Annotated in this window: 20 protein-coding genes and 2 pseudogenes; 13 read left to right on the top strand and 9 right to left on the bottom strand. The window is 63.5% G+C overall.

The window, feature by feature from the left end; translation table 11 throughout:
• Positions 1–243: 243 nt before the first annotated feature.
• Positions 244–501: a hypothetical protein gene (locus AC3WL2_RS12305; RefSeq protein ID WP_046857755.1), complete on the top strand. Its 258-nt coding sequence runs from the start codon at positions 244–246 to the stop codon at positions 499–501.
• A 185-nt stretch (positions 502–686) separates the two neighbouring features.
• Entirely contained in the window at positions 687–974 is a 288-nt protein-coding gene (locus AC3WL2_RS12300; RefSeq protein ID WP_102682429.1) for a DUF3077 domain-containing protein, read from the top strand.
• A gap of 105 nt (positions 975–1,079) precedes the next feature.
• On the opposite strand, the gene AC3WL2_RS12295 is transcribed toward AC3WL2_RS12300, so the two are convergent.
• The 3 genes from AC3WL2_RS12295 to AC3WL2_RS12285 all read right to left on the bottom strand — a co-directional run bounded on the left by AC3WL2_RS12295 (position 1,080) and on the right by AC3WL2_RS12285 (position 2,729).
• The gene (locus tag AC3WL2_RS12295; RefSeq protein WP_306461301.1) at positions 1,080–1,229 is read right to left on the bottom strand and encodes a hypothetical protein; all 150 of its coding nucleotides are present in this window, start codon (positions 1,227–1,229) and stop codon (positions 1,080–1,082) included.
• A gap of 286 nt (positions 1,230–1,515) precedes the next feature.
• Positions 1,516–2,094: a hypothetical protein gene (locus tag AC3WL2_RS12290; RefSeq protein WP_102682431.1), complete on the bottom strand. Its 579-nt coding sequence runs from the start codon at positions 2,092–2,094 to the stop codon at positions 1,516–1,518.
• Between the two features lie 62 nt (positions 2,095–2,156).
• Positions 2,157–2,729: a LuxR C-terminal-related transcriptional regulator gene (locus AC3WL2_RS12285; protein ID WP_102682432.1), complete on the bottom strand. Its 573-nt coding sequence runs from the start codon at positions 2,727–2,729 to the stop codon at positions 2,157–2,159.
• Between the two features lie 140 nt (positions 2,730–2,869).
• Between AC3WL2_RS12285 and AC3WL2_RS12280 the strand changes: the two genes are divergently transcribed.
• The 5 genes from AC3WL2_RS12280 (at position 2,870) to AC3WL2_RS12260 (ending at position 8,033) form a co-directional block, all read left to right on the top strand.
• The gene (locus AC3WL2_RS12280; RefSeq protein ID WP_102682433.1) at positions 2,870–4,048 is read left to right on the top strand and encodes an acetyl-CoA acetyltransferase; all 1,179 of its coding nucleotides are present in this window, start codon (positions 2,870–2,872) and stop codon (positions 4,046–4,048) included.
• A gap of 3 nt (positions 4,049–4,051) precedes the next feature.
• Positions 4,052–5,593 carry a class I adenylate-forming enzyme family protein gene (locus AC3WL2_RS12275; protein ID WP_102682434.1) on the top strand — a complete coding sequence of 514 codons (1,542 nt, stop codon included), beginning with the start codon at positions 4,052–4,054 and terminating at the stop codon, positions 5,591–5,593.
• Between the two features lie 43 nt (positions 5,594–5,636).
• The gene (locus tag AC3WL2_RS12270) at positions 5,637–6,974 is read left to right on the top strand and encodes an MFS transporter (protein ID WP_102682435.1); all 1,338 of its coding nucleotides are present in this window, start codon (positions 5,637–5,639) and stop codon (positions 6,972–6,974) included.
• A gap of 97 nt (positions 6,975–7,071) precedes the next feature.
• A complete protein-coding gene (locus AC3WL2_RS12265; protein WP_102682436.1) occupies positions 7,072–7,707 on the top strand; it encodes a LysE family translocator in 636 nt (211 codons plus the stop codon).
• A gap of 29 nt (positions 7,708–7,736) precedes the next feature.
• Positions 7,737–8,033: a DUF3144 domain-containing protein gene (locus AC3WL2_RS12260; RefSeq protein WP_102682437.1), complete on the top strand. Its 297-nt coding sequence runs from the start codon at positions 7,737–7,739 to the stop codon at positions 8,031–8,033.
• A gap of 57 nt (positions 8,034–8,090) precedes the next feature.
• Here AC3WL2_RS12260 and AC3WL2_RS12255 read toward each other — a convergent pair whose 3' ends face one another.
• Positions 8,091–8,879 carry a formate/nitrite transporter family protein gene (locus AC3WL2_RS12255; protein WP_102682438.1) on the bottom strand — a complete coding sequence of 263 codons (789 nt, stop codon included), beginning with the start codon at positions 8,877–8,879 and terminating at the stop codon, positions 8,091–8,093.
• 322 nt (positions 8,880–9,201) lie between these two features.
• Between AC3WL2_RS12255 and AC3WL2_RS12250 the strand changes: the two are divergent.
• From AC3WL2_RS12250 to AC3WL2_RS12240, 3 genes and pseudogenes are all read left to right on the top strand, one after another.
• Positions 9,202–9,504 (top strand): annotated as a pseudogene (locus AC3WL2_RS12250) (Dyp-type peroxidase); the annotation flags it as partial.
• Positions 9,505–9,599: 95 nt separating this feature from the next.
• A complete protein-coding gene (locus tag AC3WL2_RS12245; RefSeq protein WP_102682439.1) occupies positions 9,600–10,421 on the top strand; it encodes a DNA-binding protein in 822 nt (273 codons plus the stop codon).
• Between the two features lie 90 nt (positions 10,422–10,511).
• On the top strand, positions 10,512–11,402 hold the full coding sequence (locus AC3WL2_RS12240) for a sterol desaturase family protein (RefSeq protein WP_102682440.1): 891 nt from the start codon (positions 10,512–10,514) through the stop codon (positions 11,400–11,402).
• On the opposite strand, the gene AC3WL2_RS12235 is transcribed toward AC3WL2_RS12240, so the two are convergent.
• Positions 11,388–12,071: an AraC family transcriptional regulator gene (locus tag AC3WL2_RS12235; protein ID WP_102682441.1), complete on the bottom strand. Its 684-nt coding sequence runs from the start codon at positions 12,069–12,071 to the stop codon at positions 11,388–11,390. The genes AC3WL2_RS12240 and AC3WL2_RS12235 overlap by 15 nt on opposite strands.
• Positions 12,072–12,276: 205 nt before the next feature.
• Here AC3WL2_RS12235 and AC3WL2_RS12230 point away from each other — a divergent pair, with 205 nt between their 5' ends.
• Positions 12,277–13,956: an MFS transporter gene (locus AC3WL2_RS12230; protein ID WP_102682442.1), complete on the top strand. Its 1,680-nt coding sequence runs from the start codon at positions 12,277–12,279 to the stop codon at positions 13,954–13,956.
• Between the two features lie 64 nt (positions 13,957–14,020).
• On the opposite strand, the gene AC3WL2_RS12225 is transcribed toward AC3WL2_RS12230, so the two are convergent.
• From AC3WL2_RS12225 to AC3WL2_RS12215, 3 genes are all read right to left on the bottom strand, one after another.
• On the bottom strand, positions 14,021–14,590 hold the full coding sequence (locus tag AC3WL2_RS12225; protein ID WP_102682443.1) for a hypothetical protein: 570 nt from the start codon (positions 14,588–14,590) through the stop codon (positions 14,021–14,023).
• An 84-nt stretch (positions 14,591–14,674) separates the two neighbouring features.
• On the bottom strand, positions 14,675–15,061 hold the full coding sequence (locus AC3WL2_RS12220; protein WP_046855323.1) for a VOC family protein: 387 nt from the start codon (positions 15,059–15,061) through the stop codon (positions 14,675–14,677).
• 112 nt (positions 15,062–15,173) lie between these two features.
• Positions 15,174–15,986, bottom strand: a complete 813-nt coding sequence (locus AC3WL2_RS12215) for a PD-(D/E)XK nuclease domain-containing protein (RefSeq protein WP_102682444.1) — start codon at positions 15,984–15,986, stop codon at positions 15,174–15,176.
• 232 nt (positions 15,987–16,218) lie between these two features.
• On the opposite strand from AC3WL2_RS12215, the pseudogene AC3WL2_RS12210 reads away from it, so the two are divergent.
• Together AC3WL2_RS12210 and AC3WL2_RS12205 are read left to right on the top strand one after the other, a co-directional pair.
• Positions 16,219–17,058: pseudogene (locus AC3WL2_RS12210) on the top strand (PAS domain-containing protein); the annotation flags it as partial.
• Positions 17,059–17,100: 42 nt separating this feature from the next.
• Positions 17,101–17,595 carry a methyl-accepting chemotaxis protein gene (locus tag AC3WL2_RS12205; protein WP_371919805.1) on the top strand — a complete coding sequence of 165 codons (495 nt, stop codon included), beginning with the start codon at positions 17,101–17,103 and terminating at the stop codon, positions 17,593–17,595.
• Here the strand turns inward: AC3WL2_RS12205 and AC3WL2_RS12200 are convergent.
• Positions 17,570–20,827 (bottom strand): transporter substrate-binding domain-containing protein, encoded by a 3,258-nt coding sequence (locus AC3WL2_RS12200; RefSeq protein WP_102682446.1) that lies wholly within the window; start codon positions 20,825–20,827, stop codon positions 17,570–17,572. The genes AC3WL2_RS12205 and AC3WL2_RS12200 overlap by 26 nt on opposite strands.
• Between the last annotated feature and the right edge of the window lie 3 nt (positions 20,828–20,830).

The following is a 20,830-nucleotide window of genomic DNA, read 5'->3' as shown; positions in this document are numbered from 1 at the left end:
GGTCGTTGCCAAATCAACGGCCGGGCCTGCAAGCCCGTCTGAACATCGAGCTGTACTCACCCTCGAGTCGCTGGCGTTTTCCAGTGGTTGTGCTCAATGGTGGCTACGTGTGGTTGGCCCTCGGGCCGGCCGGGTTATCGCTCGATGTTCCCCGGACTTGCAGACCCGCACGTAGCCGCCACCCATCCTCCTGCAGGTGAATGGGTGTCTGGTTGATCATTCATGAACGTCGAGTATGAAGTCATGTTGAAGATCGTCCCGGATCCACCACCGTCCTCCGAATCCCCCCACCTCCTTGAAGACACCCTGGTCCAGGCCACCGAGTACGTTATGTGCGCGCTGGCCGTCGCCCATCAATCGTTCAATCACCTGCCGAAATCACCGGCCACCCTGGTGATGCTGACGATGATGCACGAGCTTGACGCCACCCGCACATTGCTGGAGTCGGCACTTGCCCAGCTCCACATGAGTACGCGACCGCCGTCATACACTTTGCACTGAAAGAGGCGCCACGGACTGGTGAGAGTGGGCGCCCGGATCGGTGAAACTGCTGATGCGATTCCCGTCATCACCTGGATTTGCCTCATCGCGGGGCAAGCCCGCTCCCACGCATTTGATGCATAACCGGTCGGCACGCGACCGGGTCTTCGAGCCCGCTACATCAAAGACACCCGAGGATTTCGCAAATGGACAACGAAACCCCAGCAGACCACGGCCAGCTTGGCTGGACCGTCGGCACCTGCACCTGCCTGGAAGGCGCCACCAAAGGTAAGCGGCTGTTCCGCGTAGAGCCTGGCAACTGTGCGAACCACGCCATGGAGCAGGCCTCCGTGCTGCTCGACAGCGCCCGCCGGGCGTCTTTCATCGGCGTGATGGACAACGAACCGGTGCTGGTCTGGGCATCGCACTACCTGAGCGATATGGCCAAGGCATTGATGGATGATGCGCATATGGGGATGGTGAAGAAGGTGTGAAACAGACAGGGGCGGCGCGCGCAGGGCCGCCCCGTCTTTGCCCGTCAGAAACGGCCCCTGAGTAAAAGGGGGCGGATTGTTCCTCGCAAGAGTTTGGACTAGGCATCAGTCCATATCCGAGAACCGCCGCCGCGTCAGGAACAGCACCACGCCTAGCGGCACAGCCAGTAGCGCCAGCAACTCCAGGTCAAAACCCAGCACCTGCTGCAGGTCGACTATGAAGATGCCGACCAATCCCGCGGTCAACAGCGCCACGCCCAGCCACTTGCGTAAGGGGTATGGTGTCAGACACTGAATGAGGAGTGCGCCCAGTACCAGAAGGATGACAGCTTGCATGAAGTAAAATATGTGCCGCTCCTCAGACCTTGATGACCAACGTCACGCCAGAACGCTGCGGGCCAATCCCGCCATGAACCTCTCTCGATGCACTTTCCATAAGGGTAGTTTGCGAGATATTGAAGACGATCCCTTCATCGGTTCTGTACTGCGTGGTCCTCTCGAATTTCATGCGTGTGGCCATTCGTGCAAAAGAGTGGATGTTCTAACTAATAGGCTGGTGAAGGAAGGCATATTTCGAAACAGTCAGCAAGTTTTGAATGATTACCCAGGCCATAAAGAAAAACGCTAAATAGGTGAAGCCAACAGCCATTTTTCTGAATTTTGGCGTTTGCCACTCGCCGAGGTTGTGGAAGGCCCAGAACTGGTCTTGCAGTAACCCGCCAGGACTGCGAGTGGGCTCCACTTGCCAAGCTTCATCTTTTGCCTGTGCCGGAACGTCTAGGTTGTCCACATAATTTGAAAGGTGCTCCATGCCCTTTCCGTGCTCGGCAAAGCTTCTCCAAGAACTGTGGTCTTTTACCAGTTGAGGGCACCTAAAGTTGAAAATCAGGTTTGATAGTACAAAAAAGAAGGCGCTTAGATAAAAGCAGAAAAATGAAAAGGGAAGCTCCATTTTAATCGGGATCGCTTGTCCTGCGATTTGAAAATTTAGGTCTGAAGGGACTTCGCTAAGTGCCTTTACCAGTATAGGGACGATGAACAGCCATATATAAATTGACTTGACTATTTGAGTGTTGTGGATGTGACTTATTTGACTCCACTTTTTGTCTAGCAGTTTCAAGGTGACTCCGGTCCTATCTGGTTTGTATGGTTTGGTTGGCGTTTTTGGTACTGGTGTAGGGATCAGCTAATGAAAATTATTCTCGATACGAGCTCCGCGCTGTTCTTCGCCTGCAACTTCTTCATCAACCGCGCCCGATGCACTTCCACCGTCCGATGCGATATCCCCAGCTGCCGCGCCACTTCCTTGCAGGTCAGCCCGTTCACGATATGCGACGAAATCTGCCGTTCACGCGGCGTCAGTTGCACCGCGGGTGCCGGCTGCCGGTCGAGCCGTTCGAAATGCCAGATCATCAGCTTGAACGGATCCTCTGCCGTTAGCGTAAAGCCCTGGGCCCGGGCCCAGAACACCTCGCCGTTGCGGTGCTGCATGAAACGCTCGTCCGAATAGAAGGCGCCCAGACCGTTGCGCAGCCAGTGCTCGCTGCGCTCGCCAATGCTCTGGTAGTCGGCGTGGGAAGGGTAGAGCAGCAGGGTCAGGTGCCCGCGCAGCTCCTCGCGGGTGTAGCCGAACAGCCGGGCAAAGGCCTCGTTGCAGTCGAGCATGCGCCGGTGGCCGGTGATCAGTTGCGGCGCGGGTGACACCTGGAACGCCAGGCGCTCGAGGTCCGGGGAGGCGTGGGTGGGTACGGTCATCAGGCTTCCTGCCTCGGTGCTTGGGGTCATGTCCCGTAAGCATCACTACTTACTCGTGTACGTAGTTGCCCCAACTAGCGTGGGATTCGGGTGCTGCCACATTGTATGCAATACCCGCTTCAAGGACAGAAGAAAACACCATGTTCCAAGATTCCATCGCCATCGTCGCCGCCGCGCACAGCCCTTTCGGTCGCCTGGATGGCCTGAACCTCGAGGACCTGATCGTCCAGGTCACCCGCGATGCCTTGCAGGATGCAGGTATCGACGCCGCCGAGATCGACGCGCTGTTTCTCGGCCACTTCAACTCGGGCCTGGTGGCCGACGGCTTCCCCGCCTCGCTGATGCTGCAGGCCGACCCCCAGCTGCGCTTCAAGCCCGCCACCCGCTGTGAGAACGCCTGCGCCTCGGGCTCGGCGGCGATCCAGGCCGGGATCAACGCGATCCGCAGCGGCGCCGCCGAGCTGGTGCTGGTGGTCGGCGCGGAGAAGATGACCGGCAACAGCACGGTCGAGGTCACCCGGGCGTTGGCCGGCGCCGGTTACCAGAACGCCTTGCAGGAGGCCGGCCTGAGTTTTGCCCAGCTGTTCGGCCAGGTTGCCCAGCAATACACCGAGCGTTACCACAGCCCACTGGCGTCGATGGCGGCGATCGCGGTGAAGAACCACGCCAATGCCATGGCCAACCCGCTGGCGCAGATGCACCGGGTGATGGACTTCGAGCACTGCAACCAGGTGTCGCCGAGCAACCCGCTGATCGCGGCGCCCCTGCGCCTGACCGACTGCTCGCTGATCAGCGACGGCGCGGCGGTGATCATCCTGGCTTCGCCCGCTCGCGCCCGCTCGATGCGGCGCCAGGTGGCGATCCGCTCTATGGTCCAGGTCAATGACTTCCTGCCGTTGTCGCGCCGCGACATGCTGGCCTTCGAGGGGCCGCAGCGGGCCATCCACGGGGCGCTGCGCGAGGCGGGGGTGACCCTCAACGACCTGAGTTTCGCCGAGGTGCACGACTGCTTCACCATCGCCGAACTGCTGATCTACGAAGCCATGGGCCTGGCGCCGCGTGGCGAGGGGCACCGCGCCCTGGACGACGGCATCGTGCGCCAGGGTGGGCGCTTGCCGGTTAACCTGTCCGGCGGGCTCAAGGCCAAGGGGCATCCGGTGGGGGCCACCGGGGTGTCGATGCATGCCCTGGGTTTCGCCCAGCTGACCGGCAAGCCCATCGGCCTGGGCGTGCCCAACGCCGAGTTTGGCCTGCTGTTCAACATGGGCGGCATGGCGGTAGCCAACTACGCCAGCGTGCTGCAAGCCGTCAGGGTCTGAGGCATGAACATCGCCCATTGGTTGCAGGACGCGGCCCAGCGTTGGCCTGAGCGGCCGGCGTTGTTCGAGGGGACGCGGCAGATCGCCGACTACCGGATGTTTGCCACCCAGGTGCGGACACGGGCACTGGAGCTGCGTCACGTGCACGGCATCGAACCGGGCGAGCGGGTGGCGCTGTTGATGAAGAACAGCTGCGACTACCTGCAACTGCTCTACGCGATCTGGTGGTGCGGTGCGGTGGCGGTGCCGATCAACCACAAGCTGCACACCCTGGAAGCCGCGTGGATCGCCGGCAATGCCGGGGCGCGGCTTATCTTCACCGACGAGGGCCAGCTGTTCGCCGACCTGGCATTGCCGAACGGCTGCCGCGAGCTGGTCGCGCCTGTCCAGCGCATGCCGGGGCTGTCGGCCGGCGATGAGCTGCAGGCGCCGTACCCACGCCAGGACAGCGACCTGGCCTGGCTGTTCTACACCTCCGGCACCACCGGGCGTTCCAAGGGCGTGATGCTGTCCCATGGCAACCTGGTGGCCATGTCGCTGTGCTACCCGCTGGACGTCGACCCGGTAGCCGCCGAAGACGCCATGGTCTATGCCGCGCCGATGTCCCACGGCGCGGGGCTGTACAACTTCATCCACGTGCGTTGCGGCGCCCGGCACGTGGTGCCCCTGTCCCGGGGCTTCCAGGCGACGGAGCTGTTCACTCTGGCGCGATCGCTCGGGCAGGTCAGCCTGTTCGCCGCGCCGACCATGATCAAGCGCATGGTCGAGCAGGCGCGCCAGCAGGGCTACGCCGGCGAAGGCATCAAGACCATCGTCTACGGCGGCGGCCCGATGTACCTGGCGGACCTGGTGGATGCCCTGGATACCTTCGGCCCGCGCCTGGTGCAGATCTACGGCCAGGGCGAATGCCCGATGACCATCAGCGCGTTGTCCCGCGAGGCCATCGCCGACCGTGGCAACCCGGGCTGGCCAGCCATCGCCGCTTCCGTTGGCCGGGCCCAGGCCTGCGTGGAGGTGCGCGTGGTCGATGGCGCGGGCCGGGAGACGGCGGCTGGCGAGGCAGGGGAGATCGTCGTGCGCGGCCCGGTGGTGATGCAGGGTTACTGGGAAAATCCCCAGGCCACCGCGGCGGCCCTGGTGGACGGCTGGCTGCACACTGGCGATATCGGCTTTCTCGACGGCCAGGGCTACCTGTCACTGACAGACCGCAGCAAAGACGTGATCATTTCCGGGGGCAGCAACATCTATCCCCGCGAGGTCGAGGAAGTGCTGATCCAGCACCCCGAAGTGTTCGAGGCCTGCGTGGTGGGCGAAGCCGACGCCGAGTGGGGCGAGTCGGTGGTGGCCTTCGTTGTGCCGCGCACGGCAGGCAGCCTCGATGCGCGGACCCTCAATGAGTGGTTCCTGGCGCGTATGGCCTCGTTCAAGAAACCGAAGAAGTACCTGTTCTGCGCCGAGCTGCCGAAAAACAGCTATGGCAAGATTCTCAAGACCCAGTTGCGCCAATGGCTGCAGGACCCGGACGGGTCGCTCGGCAGCGCTTGAGCCGCGACATTTCATGGAAAGCGACACGACAGGAGTTACCCGCATGGGCATGTCACCCGCCAACACCCAGCGCCAGCGGCGCCGGGCTTTCATCGGCGCCACCACCGGCCATCTGATCGAGTGGTACGACTACGGCGTCTACGGCTTCCTGGCCTTGTATATCGGCAAGGCCTTCTTTGTTTCCGACGACCCTACCAGCAGCTTGCTGGCGAGCTTCGCGGCCTTTGCCCTGAGCTTCTTCATCCGGCCCTTGGGCGGGCTGTTCTTCGGCCCGCTGGCGGACAAGATCGGCCGCCGCCGCACGCTGATCACGGTGCTGGTGATGATGGCCGGCTCCACCTTCCTGCTCGGCCTGCTGCCGACCTACGCCAGCATCGGCATCGCCGCGCCGGTGCTGCTGGTGCTGATCCGCTGTGTACAGGGCTTCTCCGCCGGGGGCGAGATTGGCACCATCACCAGCTTCATCTCCGAATACGCCGGCCCCGGCCGTCGGGGTTTCGCCACCTGCTGGCTGATGGTCACGGCGGTGCTCGGCCTGCTGCTGGGCGGTGCGGTGGCCAATGGCATGACCTGGGCCCTGGGCGCCGAGCTGATGCAGGAATGGGGCTGGCGGATCCCGTTCCTGATTGCCGGCCCTTTGGGCTTCATCTCGCTGTATATCCGCCTGAAGCTCGAGGACAGCCCGGAGTTCCTCGCCCTGGTGGAAGCCGGGCAGACCTCCAAGGCGCCGCTGCGCGAGGTGTGGCAGTGGAAGCGCTCGATTGCCCTGGTGTTTTTCATCATCACCTTGCACAGCTCGATCTTCTACCTGGTGCTGACCTTCGCCTCGACCTACATGTCCAACACGCTGAAGTTCGACAGCGGCACCACCTTGCTCTATGTGTTCGTCGCCAGCCTGTCGGCGGCGCTGGTGATGCCGTTTGGCGGCGCCTTCACCGATCGCTACGGGCGTAAACCGTTCCTGATGGTGATCGGCACGTTGGCGACCCTGGCCATGTACTGGTTCTTCAAGACCGCGCCGGGCGCCACACCGGCCACTCTGTTCTGGCCGCTGATGGCGGTGGCGATCCTTTTCGGGCTGTATGCGTCGTCGACCTACGCGCTGATGAGCGAGCTGCTGCCGACGCGCATCCGCTCCACCGGCATCGCCATGGCCTACAACATCCCGGTGGCGGTGTTCGGCGGCAGCGCGCCGTTGATCTCCACCTGGCTGATCAAGGTGACCGGGGATATCACCGCGCCGTGGTACTTCTACGTGGGCACCGGCGTGGCGTCGCTGCTGGCGCTGGTGGTGCTGCGCCAGGAGGATTTCGTGGCCTGCAACCGTGCACCGACGCAAGAACGTCCGGTGGGGACGGTGCTGGCGGATTCTCAGGCTTGATGTAACAGGGGGCTATCAGGCGCAGCGCCAATTCCGGAGCGGGGCGGCATTCTGTTACAGTCGCCGCCTCATGTAATCGGCCCGAGGATGTACAAGGATGTCGCTGCACGATTGGTTCGGATTTGTCGTTGTCTCGATGGTGGTGACTTTGTCGCCAGGCCCGGGTGTCATCATGGCGTTGTCCAACTCGCTGTCGCACGGGCCGAGGCGGGCGATGCTCGGTTCGCTGGGTAATGCGCTCGGGCTGCTGGTGGTGTCCACCGCCACCAGTGCGGGACTCGGGGTACTGCTGCAGACCTCGGCCAGTGCCTTCCTGCTGCTCAAGGTGGTGGGCGCGAGCTACCTGATCTACCTCGGCGTCAAACAGTGGAAAAGCCGCAGCAGCGCCTTCGACCAGCTCGAGCAACCGGTCAAGGCCCTGGTCAGCAACAGCCGGCTGATGCTCAACGGCGTGACGGTGGCGTTGACCAACCCGAAAGCCATCCTGTTCTTTGCCGCCTTCCTGCCGCAGTTCATGGGCACGGGCAACGGCGCCGATAGTCAGCTCGGGCTGCTGGTCGGCACCTTCGCCCTGTGCTCGATCCTGGCCCATGCTTTCTATGTCCTCTTGGCCCAGGCCTTGAAGCGCAAGCTGGCGGCACCGAACCGCGCCCGCCTGATGAATCGCCTGTTCGGCGTGTCGTTCATGACGCTGGGGGCCAGCCTGTTCACCGTTCAGGCCAAGACCGCCTGAGCGCAACGTTTTCCGATAGGTAGATTTCCATGGCACAAGCCACCGACCAGGCCTTCTACGACCGCGCCGATGCGCATGTGGAGCTGGCCAACCAGCAGATCGAAAAGCTCGAGGACCTCGGCAAGGTCAGCGCTTCGATGACCTTCGCCGCCAGCCGCTTCAATGCCTGGATGGCGGCCCGCAGTTTCAAGTCCGCGGCGGAGATGGCTGCGGCGCGCGAGGAGTTGCTGAAGTACTTCAGCGAGCAGTACCGGATGATGCTCGAAGACAACCTTGACGAGCATATCCAGCACTTCGACCGCTATGTGCTGGGCAAGGACAGCTGAGCTCGCACGCAACCAGGACATCGACGAAAAACACCCCACCGCTTCGGTGGGCTGGCATCAATGCAATGCGCCTTGTTCCTGCGCAGGCACGCCGAACGACACGTAGTAGGCCAGGCCGACAAAGATCGCCCCACCCACGGCGTTGCCCAGGAACACCGCCGCCAGGTTCTCCGCCAATTGCCCCCAGCTCAGGTAGCCGGCGAAGATCGCCGCCGGGATCAGGAACATGTTGGCCACCACATGCTGGAAGCCGATGGCGACGAAGGCCATGATCGGGAACCAGATGCCGAGGATCTTGCCGCTCATCTCGCGGCTGGCGTAGGACAGCCACACCGCCAGGCATACCAGCCAGTTGCAGCCGATACCGGAGACGAACGCGTGCAGGAAGTCGGCGCTGACCTTGCTGGTGGCACCGGCCAGGGTCTTGCCCAGATACGCGCCCTCGGTCAGCCCCAGCAGATGGCCGAAGCAGTAGGCGACGAACAGCGCACCCAGCAGGTTGGCCAGGGTCACCAGGGTCCAGTTGCGCGCCACCGCCCGCAGGCGGATACGCCTGGCGAACATCGCCAGGGGCAGGCTCATCATGTTGCCGGTGAGCAGTTCGCCACCGGCCAGGATCACCAGGATCAGGCCGATGGGAAACACCGCGGCGCCGAGCAGTGTGCCGAACGAGGCCCACTGCGGGGGAATCATGGTGCTGACGTGGATCGCCAGCAGAAAGCCCAGGGAAATGAACGCGCCGGCCAGGAAGCCGAGAATCAAGGTGGCGCGGGTGGGCAGGTGGGCTTTGCGGGTGCCGGCTTCGATGACCAGCTCGGTGATCCGGGAGGGGGTATTCACAGACATTTCAACAACTCGAACGCAAGGATAACGGCGGTACCATTGGGCGGATCTGGTAACGATGGGACGAGGCCAGCGCGGTTCGGCTCGTGGTGGAGGGAACAGGCAACTTCGAAGCGGGCGGCACGTTATCTGAGGCAATTTGACGCGGTCAAATCGATAGGCTGGATGAGTTGATAGAGCGCATCTATGAGGTGCGGTTGTTCAGTCGCGCTGTGCTATACCATAAGCGATCAAACCCAGCGTGAGAGGAAGCCTTGGTGCATACAGTCGAGATCGAGCCGCAGGCTGTCGACAGCCCGATCACCCGTATTGCGATGTTTCTGGTGAGCTCGATGCCGCGAGCAAGCCCAGTTGCTCGCACAGTTCGCTGACCACCCTGGAAGAGGGTGGGCGGGAGATCAAGATCCTGCGCGACAACATGCCCTTCGGCCGCCCCGGGGCCGGGGAGTTCGGTACCTATTTCATCGGTTACGCCCGCTCGCCCGCGCCGATCGAGCAGATGCTCGAAAACATGTTCGTCGGCAAGCCGCCGGGCAACTACGATCGTTTGCTGGACTACAGCCGTGCCGTTACCGGCGGCTTGTACTTCGTGCCGCCGGTGGATTTCCTCGAGCAGGCCGCTGAATGACATTTCACCCGCAGGCTTGAAACGGGGGGCAGGGCCGTGCAGTATTGCGCCGCATTACATGGTACATGCCATGGTACGCATAGGTGGAATGAGCAATGGCCCGCAATGGCATAGACAAGGCTTCCGTGCAGCAGGCGCGGCAGGCGCTGATGGCCCGGGGTGAACACCCCAGTATCGATGCGGTACGTATCGAGTTGGGCAACACCGGCTCGAAGACCACTATCCACCGCTACCTCAAGGAACTGGACCGGCAGCCGCTGGAGTTGCTGGGTAGCCAGGGGGCCTTGAGCGAACCGTTGGCGCGATTGGTCGAGCAATTGGCCGCCCAGTTGCAGGAGGAAGGGCAGGCCCGGATCGAGGCCGCCGAGCAGGCGGCGCAGGCGCGTTGTGCGGCGATGCAGGCCGAGCTGCAACTGACCCAGCGCGACTTGGCCGGCGCGCTGCGTCAGGTCGAGGCCCTGACCGCTGCGCTGCACGCCGAGACCCAACGGCTCACGGTTGCCCAGGCCAGCCTGCAGGCCGAGCAGTTGCGCAGTGCCAGCCTCAGTCAGTCGCAGGGTGAGTTGCAGGCGCGCCTGGCCGACAAGGACGGGCAACTGCGCGCCAGCCTCGAGGAGCGCCAGCAGGATCAACGCCGCAACGAGACCCAGGTGCGCCAGTTGCAAGGCCAGTTGCAGACCTTGCAGCAGGGCGCGCTGGCGCGTCAGGACGAGGTGACGCGGCTGCACCGCGACAATGAGCGCCTGCTCGCCGAACATCGCCAGGCCACGGCCCATGGCACGCTGCTGGATGAGCAACTGCAGCAGCGTGACGCGCAGGTGCAGGGCTTGCGCGCCATCCTGGCCCAGGCTCAGGGCGCCAACGACGAGATGCGTCGACAGCTGGCAGCCCGAGCAGCGGACACATCGACCCTGTAGAACATCGCTGCGACAGATGCGCCGTTTGTTCAAGTGTCTCGCTCAGGCACCGGGCCACACTGGCGGCTCCAACCATGACTGGAGCCCTCCATGCGCATCTTCTATGCCCCGTGTTTCTTCTTCGGTTTCATCGCCACCGCCGTGTGGCTGATCAATCTTGGCGCCGACATTCTCTGGCTGCTGCCCTTGCTCGGCGTGGCGATCCTGCTGTCGTTCACCTGCGAAGCGCTGTGCCCCTACAAATCTGCCTGGAGCGAGGCGGCAGGCGAAGGCGGGCGTGATGGACTGCACGCACTGGTCAACGAAACACTCAATATCGCCAGCATCGCAGCCATCCCGCTGTTCGCCGGCTGGCTACCCGCCACAAGCCTGTGGCCCAGCCACTGGCCCATGCTGGGGCAACTGTTGCTGGCGCTGCCCCTGGCCGACCTGGGGATCACCCTGGTGCACTACGCCAGTCATCGCAGCGCATTGCTCTGGCGCCTGCACGCGGTGCATCACAGTGTGACTCGGCTGTACGGTTTCAATGGCTTGATGAAGCACCCGCTGCACCAGATGGCCGAGGGGTTGGGCGGCGTGCTGCCTTTGCTGCTGCTGGGTTTGCCGCAGGACGTGGCGGCGTTGCTGGCGTTCTGCATAGCGGTCCAGCTGCTGTTGCAACACAGCAATGTCGACATGCGCATCGGCGTTCTGCGCCACCTTTTCGCCTGGGCCCCCGTGCACCGGCTGCACCACCTGAAGTACGGCACCCTGGGCGACGTCAACTTCGCGCTGTTCTTCCCCGTATGGGATCGCTTGCTCGGCACAGCGCTTCACCTGCCGGGCTACGGGTTGGCCGATGACGACATGGGCATTGGCGACCGTCCGGACTACCCACAAACGTACCTGGCGCAACTGCGTGAGCCGTTCCGCCCAGTGGCCACGGCGCAGCCGCCGGCAGCCTTGCCGAAAAGCCTGCGTCAGGCACTAGAGCACGTCTGAGCGCAGGTGGCGCAGGGCTTCGCTGGCACGGATGCCGAATTGCTGGCGCAGGCTGCGGCTCAGGTGCGCCGAGTCGGCGAAGCCGGCGGCCATGGCCGCCTCGGTCAAGCTAGCGCCGGCCAGCGCCGCGCCCAGGGCCACGCGCAGGCGTTGCCACAGCACCATGCGCCGCACCGACAGACCCAGGCGGCCACTGAACAGGCGCTCGAGCTGGCTGACCGACAGCGCCGCTGCCTGTGCCAGCTCGGTGGCCGGCAGGCGCTGCTCGTCCACTGCGCGAATTCGTGCCAGGGCCCGCGCCAGGCGCGGATCCAACGGGCGGCGCGGTGCCTGGCGCAACGCCTGGGCGAGGCTTGAGATATCGCGGGGGGCTTGCCGGCAGACGTCGAGCAAGGTCTCCAGGGAAAACGCCAGGGGCTCGGCGAACAAGGTGATGCAGACGGTGCCGGGCGCGAGAATGGCGTGGGGCTGCAACGAGGCGATGGCCAGCATGTCGCCGCGGTGCTCTTCGCCATTGATCTGCAGGCAGGCGTGGCCCTCAAGGGCGAGCACTACCTGGTGGGCATAGTGGGCATGGACACCGGTGTGGCCCGCCGTGCCGAGCAGCAGGCCGTGGTCATCGGCCAGCCAGAGCCGACCTCGCCAGGCGCTGTGCTGTGGTTCGTTCATTGCGGGTTCCCTATCCGTTTCGGCGCTCGATCACTCAGGCGAGTGGCTATCGTGCAAAGGCCGATTATGCTTGAAGTGACTTGCCGCGATTCGGGGCCGATGCCTCGTCGTGCTTCGCGCAGCCTGCAATGCCTTTTGGCCTGGGTGCGTGCTTTGGCTACCTGATGGAGCACTCCGGTCTACCACAACCAGACGGAGGCGACCCATGGCGGTCCTTGACAGCGCATCCACGGGCAGTAGCGCGCCCCAACGTGGCATCACCCGGGAGGAGCGCAAGGTCATCTTCGCCTCTTCGCTGGGCACCGTGTTCGAATGGTACGACTTCTACCTGTACGGCTCGCTGGCGGCAATCATCGCCAAGCACTTTTTCGCCGGGGTCAACGAAACCACTTCGTTCATCTTTGCCTTGCTGGCTTTCGCCGCCGGCTTTGCCGTGCGGCCGTTCGGCGCCATCGTGTTCGGTCGCCTGGGCGACATGATCGGGCGCAAGCACACCTTCCTCATCACCATCGTGATCATGGGCGTGTCCACCGCAGTGGTCGGGTTGCTGCCCAGCTATGCGACGATCGGCGTGGCCGCGCCGGTGATCCTCATCACCCTGCGGCTGTTGCAGGGGCTGGCATTGGGCGGGGAGTACGGCGGCGCTGCCACCTATGTGGCCGAGCATGCGCCCAAGGGCAAGCGCGGGTTCTTCACCGCGTGGATCCAGACCACCGCCACCCTCGGGCTGTTCCTGTCGCTGCTGGTGATCCTGGCCTGTCGTACGGCCATGGGCACCGAGGCGTTCGAGGACTGGGGCTGGCGGATACCATTCCTGCTGTCGATCCTGCTGCTGGCAATCTCGGTGTACATCCGCCTGCAACTCAACGAGTCGCCGGTGTTCATGAAGATGAAGGCCGAGGGCAAGGCGTCGAAGGCGCCGCTGACCGAATCGTTCGCCCGTTGGGACAACCTCAAGGTGGTGATCATGGCGCTGCTCGGTGGCACCGCCGGCCAGGCGGTGGTGTGGTACACCGGGCAGTTCTACGCGCTGTTCTTCCTGCTGCAGACACTGAAGATCGACCCGCAGACCGCCAACCTGCTGATCGCAGGTTCCCTGCTGATCGGCACGCCGTTCTTCATCGTCTTCGGCAGTCTGTCCGACCGTATCGGGCGCAAGAAGATCATCATGGCCGGCTGCATCATTGCCGCGTTGACCTATTTCCCGATCTTCAAGGCGCTGACCGAGTACGGCAACCCGGATGTGTTCGTCGCCCAGGAGCAGAACCCGGTCGTGGTGGTGGCCGACCCCGGGCAGTGCGCCTTCCAGTTCGACCCGGTGGGCAAGGCCCGCTTCACCAGTTCCTGCGACATCGCCAAGAGCCTGCTGGCCAAGCGGGCGATCCCGTACGAGAACGAAAAGGCCGAGCCTGGCAGCGTGGCGCAGATCCGAATCGGCGAGCGGGTGATCCCGAGTTTCGAAGGGACCGGTCTGGCCGCGGCTGAACTGAAGACTCAGGCCGACGCCTTCACCGCCACGCTGACCGGCGCCCTGAAAGAGGCCGGTTATCCCGAGAAGGCGGACCCTGCGAAGATCCATTACCCGATGGTGTTGCTGCTGCTGACCATCCTGGTGATATACGTGACCATGGTCTATGGGCCGATCGCCGCCTGGCTGGTGGAGCTGTTCCCGGCGCGGATCCGCTACACCTCGATGTCGCTGCCGTATCACATCGGCAACGGCTGGTTCGGTGGTTTTCTGCCAACGGTGGCCTTCGCCATGGTGGCGGCGACCGGGGACATCTACTACGGGCTGTGGTATCCGATCGTCATTGCGGTGATGACCGCGGTGTTGGGCATCTTCTTCCTGCCTGAGACCAAGGACCGGGATATCCATCACACCTGAAGGATGAAGGTCCGCTCCTGCAGAAGTCGCCCGATTCACGCCCTCGCTGCAGGAGCGGCCCTGGTCAGTCGAAGTAACCGCGCAAGCTATACCGGTAGCCGACATCCACCTCCGAGGCCTGTGGGCGCGCATAGGCCTTTTTCATGACGAATTCGAACGCCGGTTCGTACAATCCGTCGCGCACCACGGCGCCCGCGAGTACTTCCACCGAGTACCAGCCGTTGTCCAGTTCGATGATCGGCCGCCCCGGCTCCTGGTAGCGCGCCAGCAGATCACCCAGGGTCTTGTTGGTGAAGTGCTGCAGGATGCGCCAGGTGAAGAGCATCACGGCGCCGTGTTCGACCCTTAGCACATGGCCCTGGCGACGATGCTTGAGGCGGCTGCCAGGCTCGAGCAGTGCCGGGGTGCGTTCGTCGAGGGTGAACAGGATGCGGTAGGGCAGGTTGTCGACGCCGGCCAGCGGCAGGATCACACCTTGCTGCACCGCCAGGTCGCCACTGTCGCCGTGGGTGAAGGCGCGCGCCAGGTCGTCGGGCAGGTCTTGGTCTTCCTTGAACTGTTCGAGCAGCTGGATATCGCCCAGCAGGAAATAGTCGACCAGGTCGTTGAGCACTTCGCTGAATTCGTAGCGCATGGGCTGTCCTTGTTCTGGCTGCGCTGGAGGAAGTCGGCAATGTAGCAGCCCGCGAGGAAAACCTCGCGGGCTGCACGAGGGCGGCTAATGGCGCTGGGCGATCTGGATCAGGTTGCCGCAGGTGTCGTCGAACACCGCCACGGTGACCGGGCCCATGGCGGTAGGTGGCTGGGTGAAGTGCACGCCCGCCTTGCACAGCCTTTCATATTCAGCCTGGATATCGCGCACGCCGAATGAAGTGGCGGGGATGCCGTCCTGCTTGAGGGCGGCCTTGTAGGTCTTCGCCGCTGGATGGGCATCGGGCTCGAGCAGCAACTCGACGCCATTGGGATCGTTGGGGGAGGTGAGAGTGAGCCAGCGGTACTTGCCCATGGGGATGTCGTGCCTGGGCTCGAAGCCCAGGACATGGTGGTAGAAGGCATGGGCCTTGGCCTGGTCGTCGACGAGGATGCTGGTGACCACGATCTTCATGCGTACCCCTCCGGTAAGGCGCCGTCGCTATATCGGCGCCTCCTGAGTATAGGAGAGTGTTTTGCGAGGCCTTGCCTTGAATGGGGCAGGTTGCCGGGCTTCAGGCATGGCATCAGTTCCCTTTTACTGGGCCCGTGAGCAGGATCGGTGTCCAGTTACGATCTGCGTTCTTTTCCTTGAAGGCCTGGTCCAAATCGACTTGGGTCATGAAGTTTCCGCGGATATAGAGCACTGCATAGAAGTGCGCCCATTGATGGGTCTGCGTATACGCCTTCATATCGGAGTAGAACTCGTCGACACAGGACTTGGCCGTTGTCAGTGTTCGGGCAAACTTGAATTCGACCACGGTTCGCAAGGAGGGAACGGCAAGGTCGGTACGATGCAGCTTTAATGAGCCGGGGATCACAGCTTCCCGTTGGATATCGGGAAAGGCGAACTGGGCGACCTTCAATACGGCGTTTCGAACTTCAGCCTCGTTGGCGGGAGGGGCGAAGAGGTCGTCGAACATCTTCGGCGTACTGCGCAGAATGTGTTCAAACGCCTGGTTCGCGGTAGTGCGCGTGTGCCCGGAGATTACTTGGAGCGAGTTGAAAAATACTTCGAGCACCTTGAGTGCTGGGGAGAAACCACGCCCCTCGTTCATGCAAGGCTCGAGCTCACTCGTACCAAGTGCGTTTTCAAAGTCGCGTTGGAAAGTAGATAGGCCCTGTGGTACTCCAAGCTTCTCGGCCAGCAGACAGATCTCTCTGAATGCAGCCTGCAAATGAGTTTGCAGCTCCTGAGAGGCGGCAAAGTACGATTCATTCAGTAAAACGCTGTCGGTGATTGGCTGCCGGGAGGCCCGGTCACAGGCGAGTTCTGCTTTTCTTGCTTGATCCAGGGTGGTGGCTATCGACTCGATGAGAGAGCACTCGTTGAATACCATGCGATTCCTGTTGAATGGTCATTTGTTACGTGAGGTTCCGGCGATTCTACAGGTTGTCAGTCTAGGCCTGTCGTTACTGCCCCAGCGCCGTTGTTCTGAACGCACCTACTGCACGGGCGGCTGCCACGTAGGTTGAAAGCGGCGCTTCAAGCGGGCCGACCATGCCCACGCCCGGTCACGAACGGACAGACGGTACAAATGCCTAATCCAAAAGTGATATCAGATCGCTTGCATGGCGCTTGGGCCGATCTATGCTCAGGGCATCCCGTGGATACAGGAGGCCCGGTCCATGTTCGAGTACCATCGCAAGTCCGACTTGATCGAGATTCAGCGCAGCCGGCAGGCCTTGGCGGGCATGGAGGCGAAGCTGGCAGCGATCAGCCGTTCCATGGCGATGATCGAGTTCGCGCCGGATGGCACGATCCTCGAGGCGAACGAGAACTTCTGCAAGACCATGGGCTACAGCGCCGACGAGATCCGCGGCAAGCACCATCGGCTGTTCTGCGACCCGGCCTACGCCAAGAGCGCCGAGTACCAGCAGCTCTGGCGCGAACTTGGCGAGGGCAAGGCCATCAGCGGTACGTTCGAGCGCCTGGACAAGGCGGGCCGCGAGGTGTGGCTGGAGGCCAGCTACATGCCGGTGATCGATGAACGCCAGCAGGTGACCAGCGTGATCAAGGTGGCCTCCGACATCACCCGCCACGTGATCGAGGAGCACGAGAGCGAAAGCCTGCTCAAGGCAATCGGCCGTTCCATGGCAGTGATCGAGTTCACCCCGGCCGGGCGCGTGATCAAGGCCAACCAGAATTTCCTCGATACCATGGGCTATCGCCTTGAGGAGGTGGTGGGGCGCCATCACGGGCTGTTCTGCCTGCCGCACGAGCGCGAGTCGGCCCAATACCGCGACTTCTGGGCCTCGCTCAACCGTGGCGAGTACCACTCCCATCGCTTCGAACGGGTCAACAAGCAAGGCCAGACCGTGTACCTCGAGGCGTCCTACAACCCCATCTTCGACAACAAGGGCCGCCTGTACAAAGTGGTGAAGTTCGCCAGCGACATCACCCGCCAGGTCAGCACCCAGCAGACTGCCGCCGACGCTGCCCATGCCAGCTCGGTGCAGACCGACGCCTGCGCGCGCAAGGGGACACAGGTGGTGCAGCAGGCGGTCGAGGTGATCGAGCAGATCTCTTGCGAACTCAACGACGCCGCCCGCACCATCGACGCGGTGAGCAAACAGTCCGAGGTGATCGGGCAGATCGTCCTGACCATCCGCGGCATCGCCGACCAGACCAACCTGCTGGCGCTCAATGCCGCCATCGAGGCGGCCCGGGCTGGCGAGCATGGCCGTGGCTTCGCCGTGGTCGCCGATGAGGTGCGCAACCTGGCGGCGCGGACCAGCAAGGCGACCCTGGAGATCGTCGAAGTGGTGCGGCAGAACCATGACCTGTCGTTGACCGCCGTGGCCAGCATGCAGTCAAGTCTGACCCGTACTGGCCTGGGTGTGGAACTGGCCAATGAGGCCGGTACGGTGATCATGGAGATTCAGCAGGGTTCGCGGCACGTGGTGGAGGCCATCAGCCAGATCAATTCGACCCTTCAATTGCACTGAGGCTCTGGCGCAGTTCGAGCTCCAGGGTGTGCAGGCTCGACCGTAACTGGGCGAGCCGTTGCTCAACCGGCTGCCCCAGGGCTATGGCCTGCTCCAGCGCTTCGCAATCCTGCCTCACGCCCCTGACCTTGAGCATCCGCGCACCGCCCTTGACTCGATGGACCACCGGGGCGAGGGCTTCGGCTGGCGGGTTGGCGCCCAGTGCATGCAATGCCTGGAGGTCTTCGGCACTGCTTTGTGCCAGTTGCTCCAGCAGGCGCTTGACCAGCCGCTCGTCGTCCTGGGTGAGGTGACGCAGTTGCGCCAGGTCGAAGCCGCTGGCGCGGGGCGCCTCTGCGGCCCGCGGCAGGCAGGCCTTGAGTGCCTGCAGGCCGATCGGCTTGAACAGGCATTCATCCATGCCGTTGTCCAGGCAGCGCTGGCGTTCCTCGGCCTGGGCATTGGCCGTCACGCCGATGATTCGAACCGCGGGCAGGTTTTCTTCGCGCTCCCGTGCACGAATCTGGCGGGCCAACTCATGGCCGTCCATCATCGGCATGCTGCAGTCGGTGATGACCACATCGAAATGGCCGTCCAGCCAGAGCGACAGCGCGGCCATGCCCTGGTCGGCGAGGGTCACCTGGTGACCCAGCGAGCGCAGTTGCTTGTCGAGCAGCAACAGGTTGGCGGGGTAGTCATCCACGACCAGGACTTGCAGCGGGCCAGCACCGGCTTCGATCAAGGCCTTGCCGGCAGGCTCGGTGGCAGGAGGCTCGGCGCCTGGCAGGCGCAGATGCACTTCGACCTGGGTGCCCAGGCCCTCGATGCTGTTCAGCTGCAGCTCGCCCCCCATCAGGTCGCACAGCTCGCGGCTGATCACCAGGCCCAGGCCCGCCCCCTGGCGTGCCTGCCGGCCATCGACCTGGGAAAAACTGGTGAACAGACGTGCCTGATCGCTACTGCTGATCCCCACGCCGCTGTCCTTGATTTGCAGCCTGACCTCAAGCAGGCCGGCATCAATCGGGGCGACAGCCAGCGACACGTCGATCCGGCCCTGGTCAGTGAACTTGATCGCGTTGCTCAGCAGGTTTGACAGCACCTGCTTGAAACGCAGCGGATCGACCAGCAGCCAAGTGGGCGAGGCGGGCAGCAGCGCACCCAGCGCAAGCCCTTTGAGGCGTGCGTTGCCTTCGAAAACCCGCAGGGTCGTACTGATCAGCTCGACCAGATCGCAAGCTACCGGTTGCAGCGTCATGTGGCCGGACTCGATGCGAGAGATGTCGAGCACATCGCCAATCAGGTCGAGCAGGCCAATCGCCGAGCCGTGGGCCGCCTCCAGCGCCTGGCTGTCGCTATGGCCGTGCTGGCTGTCCTCCAGTGCCATCTCGAGCAGGCCGATGACTGCGTTCATCGGTGTGCGGATTTCGTGGCTCATGACTGCCAGGAAGGTGCTTTTCGCTCGGCTGGCCTGCTCGGCATCGTCCTTGGCCTGGCGCAACTGTTCGAGCAAGCCGCGGCTGAGCGCCAGTTGTTCCTGCAGGGCGCGTTGGGCCTCGCTACGCTGGTGGATCAGCTTGCGCAGGTAGGTGTTCCAGAACGCCACGCCGGCCAGCAGCAGGGCGGCCAGCACCAGTACTTGCAGCGCCAGGGTGCGGTAGTTGCGCCAGGGGCTGTCGCTGACCGCGGTGTTGGTTCGCCACCGATTGACCAGTTGCTCCAGCTCGTCGGGTGGGATGCTCAGCAAGGCCTTGTCGAGGATTGCCTGCAATTGCGGCTGCGCGGGGCCTGCGGCGAAGGTCGCCAGGGCCGGCTCGTCACCGTGCAGGCCGGCAATGCGCAGGCGGTGCTTGAACACCTGGTTGATGAAATAGCTGGCATTGATGTGCGAGCCAAGGGCGACATCGGCATCGCCGTTGGCCACGGCCTCCATCAGCTGCAGGGGGGTCTCCACCTCGACGGTCCGCAGGTCGCCGTACTGCCGTTCGAGGCCTTCGCGCAAGGGCGATCCCCTCAGCAAGGCCACCCGTAGTCCTCGCAGCGGTTGCTGCGGATCGAGGGGCGCTGCATCCTGGCGGACCACCAGAACTCGCGGGCTGATCATGTAGGGGCGGGTGTAGCGCAGGCGTTGGGCGCGGTGCTCGCCGTAACCGATGGCGCCGATCATGTCCGCCTTGCCCTGGGCGACCTGCTCGATCATGTCCTCGAACGACTCCGACTCGACCACCTTGAAACGCAGGCCGGTGCTCAGGCCGATACGCTCCAGCAGGTTCAGGGCGATACCCCGTGGTTGCTGCTGGGCGTCGGTGAAGCTCAGGGGCGCCAGGGTGGTGTTGATCATCACCGTGATCTGCCGGTGTTTCGCGATCCAGTCGCGCTCCTCCTGGGTCAGGGCATCGAGGCGACGGTCAAGCAGCAGGCTGGTGCCGCCGCCAGCCCAGCGGCGCAGGATGTTCAGCCGTTCGCTGTCGGCGATGCGCCCCAGGGCCAGGTCGACCAGTTGCAGCAGGCGCTGGTTGTCCTGGGTCAGGGCAAAGGCGAAGCTGCTGGCCGGGGCCTTGACGAAATGATCGACCTTGACCGTTTCCTGGAAACCTTTGGCAATTGCATAGTCGGTACTGATGGCGTCACCCAGGTAGGCGTCGGCCTGACCCAGGGCCACGGCGGCGACCCCGGCGAGGGTCGAGCGATAGAGGTTCAGCTGGACGCCGGGATAGAGGCGTCGCACCGCCTGCATGGGCAGGTAATGATCCACCATGGCCAGGCGCAGGCCGGCCAGGTCGTCACCGTCGCGCAGGGGCTGGTCCTTGCGCGATACGATGACTGGCAGGTCATCGGCATAGGGCAGGCTGAGAGCCAGTTGTGCATCGTTGGCCTCGAAAGCGTTGGAACTGCCCAGCAGATCGATTTCGCCAGCGCGCAGCGCATCCAGGGCCTGCTCGCGGCTTGGATAGCGACGCACTTTGACCGGCACGCCCAACTGCTCGCTGATCAGGCCGGCGTAGTCCGCGCTCAGGCCCTCGTAGTCGGACTGGCTGTTGTTGATGTCGAAGGGGGGATAGTCGGGGCGCGAGCTGCCCAGCACCAGGCCTCCGCGCTCAGCAAGCCACTGTCGGTCGGTTGCCGCCAGCGTCAAGGGAGGCGCCGCGCTCAGGGCGCGGGCCAGCAGATGGCGAGTTTCGCTGTGCGGCTCACCCTGTACGGGCAAAGACGTCAGCGTGGCCAGCAGCAGGCACAGCAGGGCGCCCTTGATCATGAT

This window comes from Pseudomonas sp. FW305-96, from assembly GCF_058783825.1.
The sequence above is the reverse complement of the archived record's forward strand: the minus strand, read 5'-3'. Positions and strand labels throughout refer to the sequence as shown.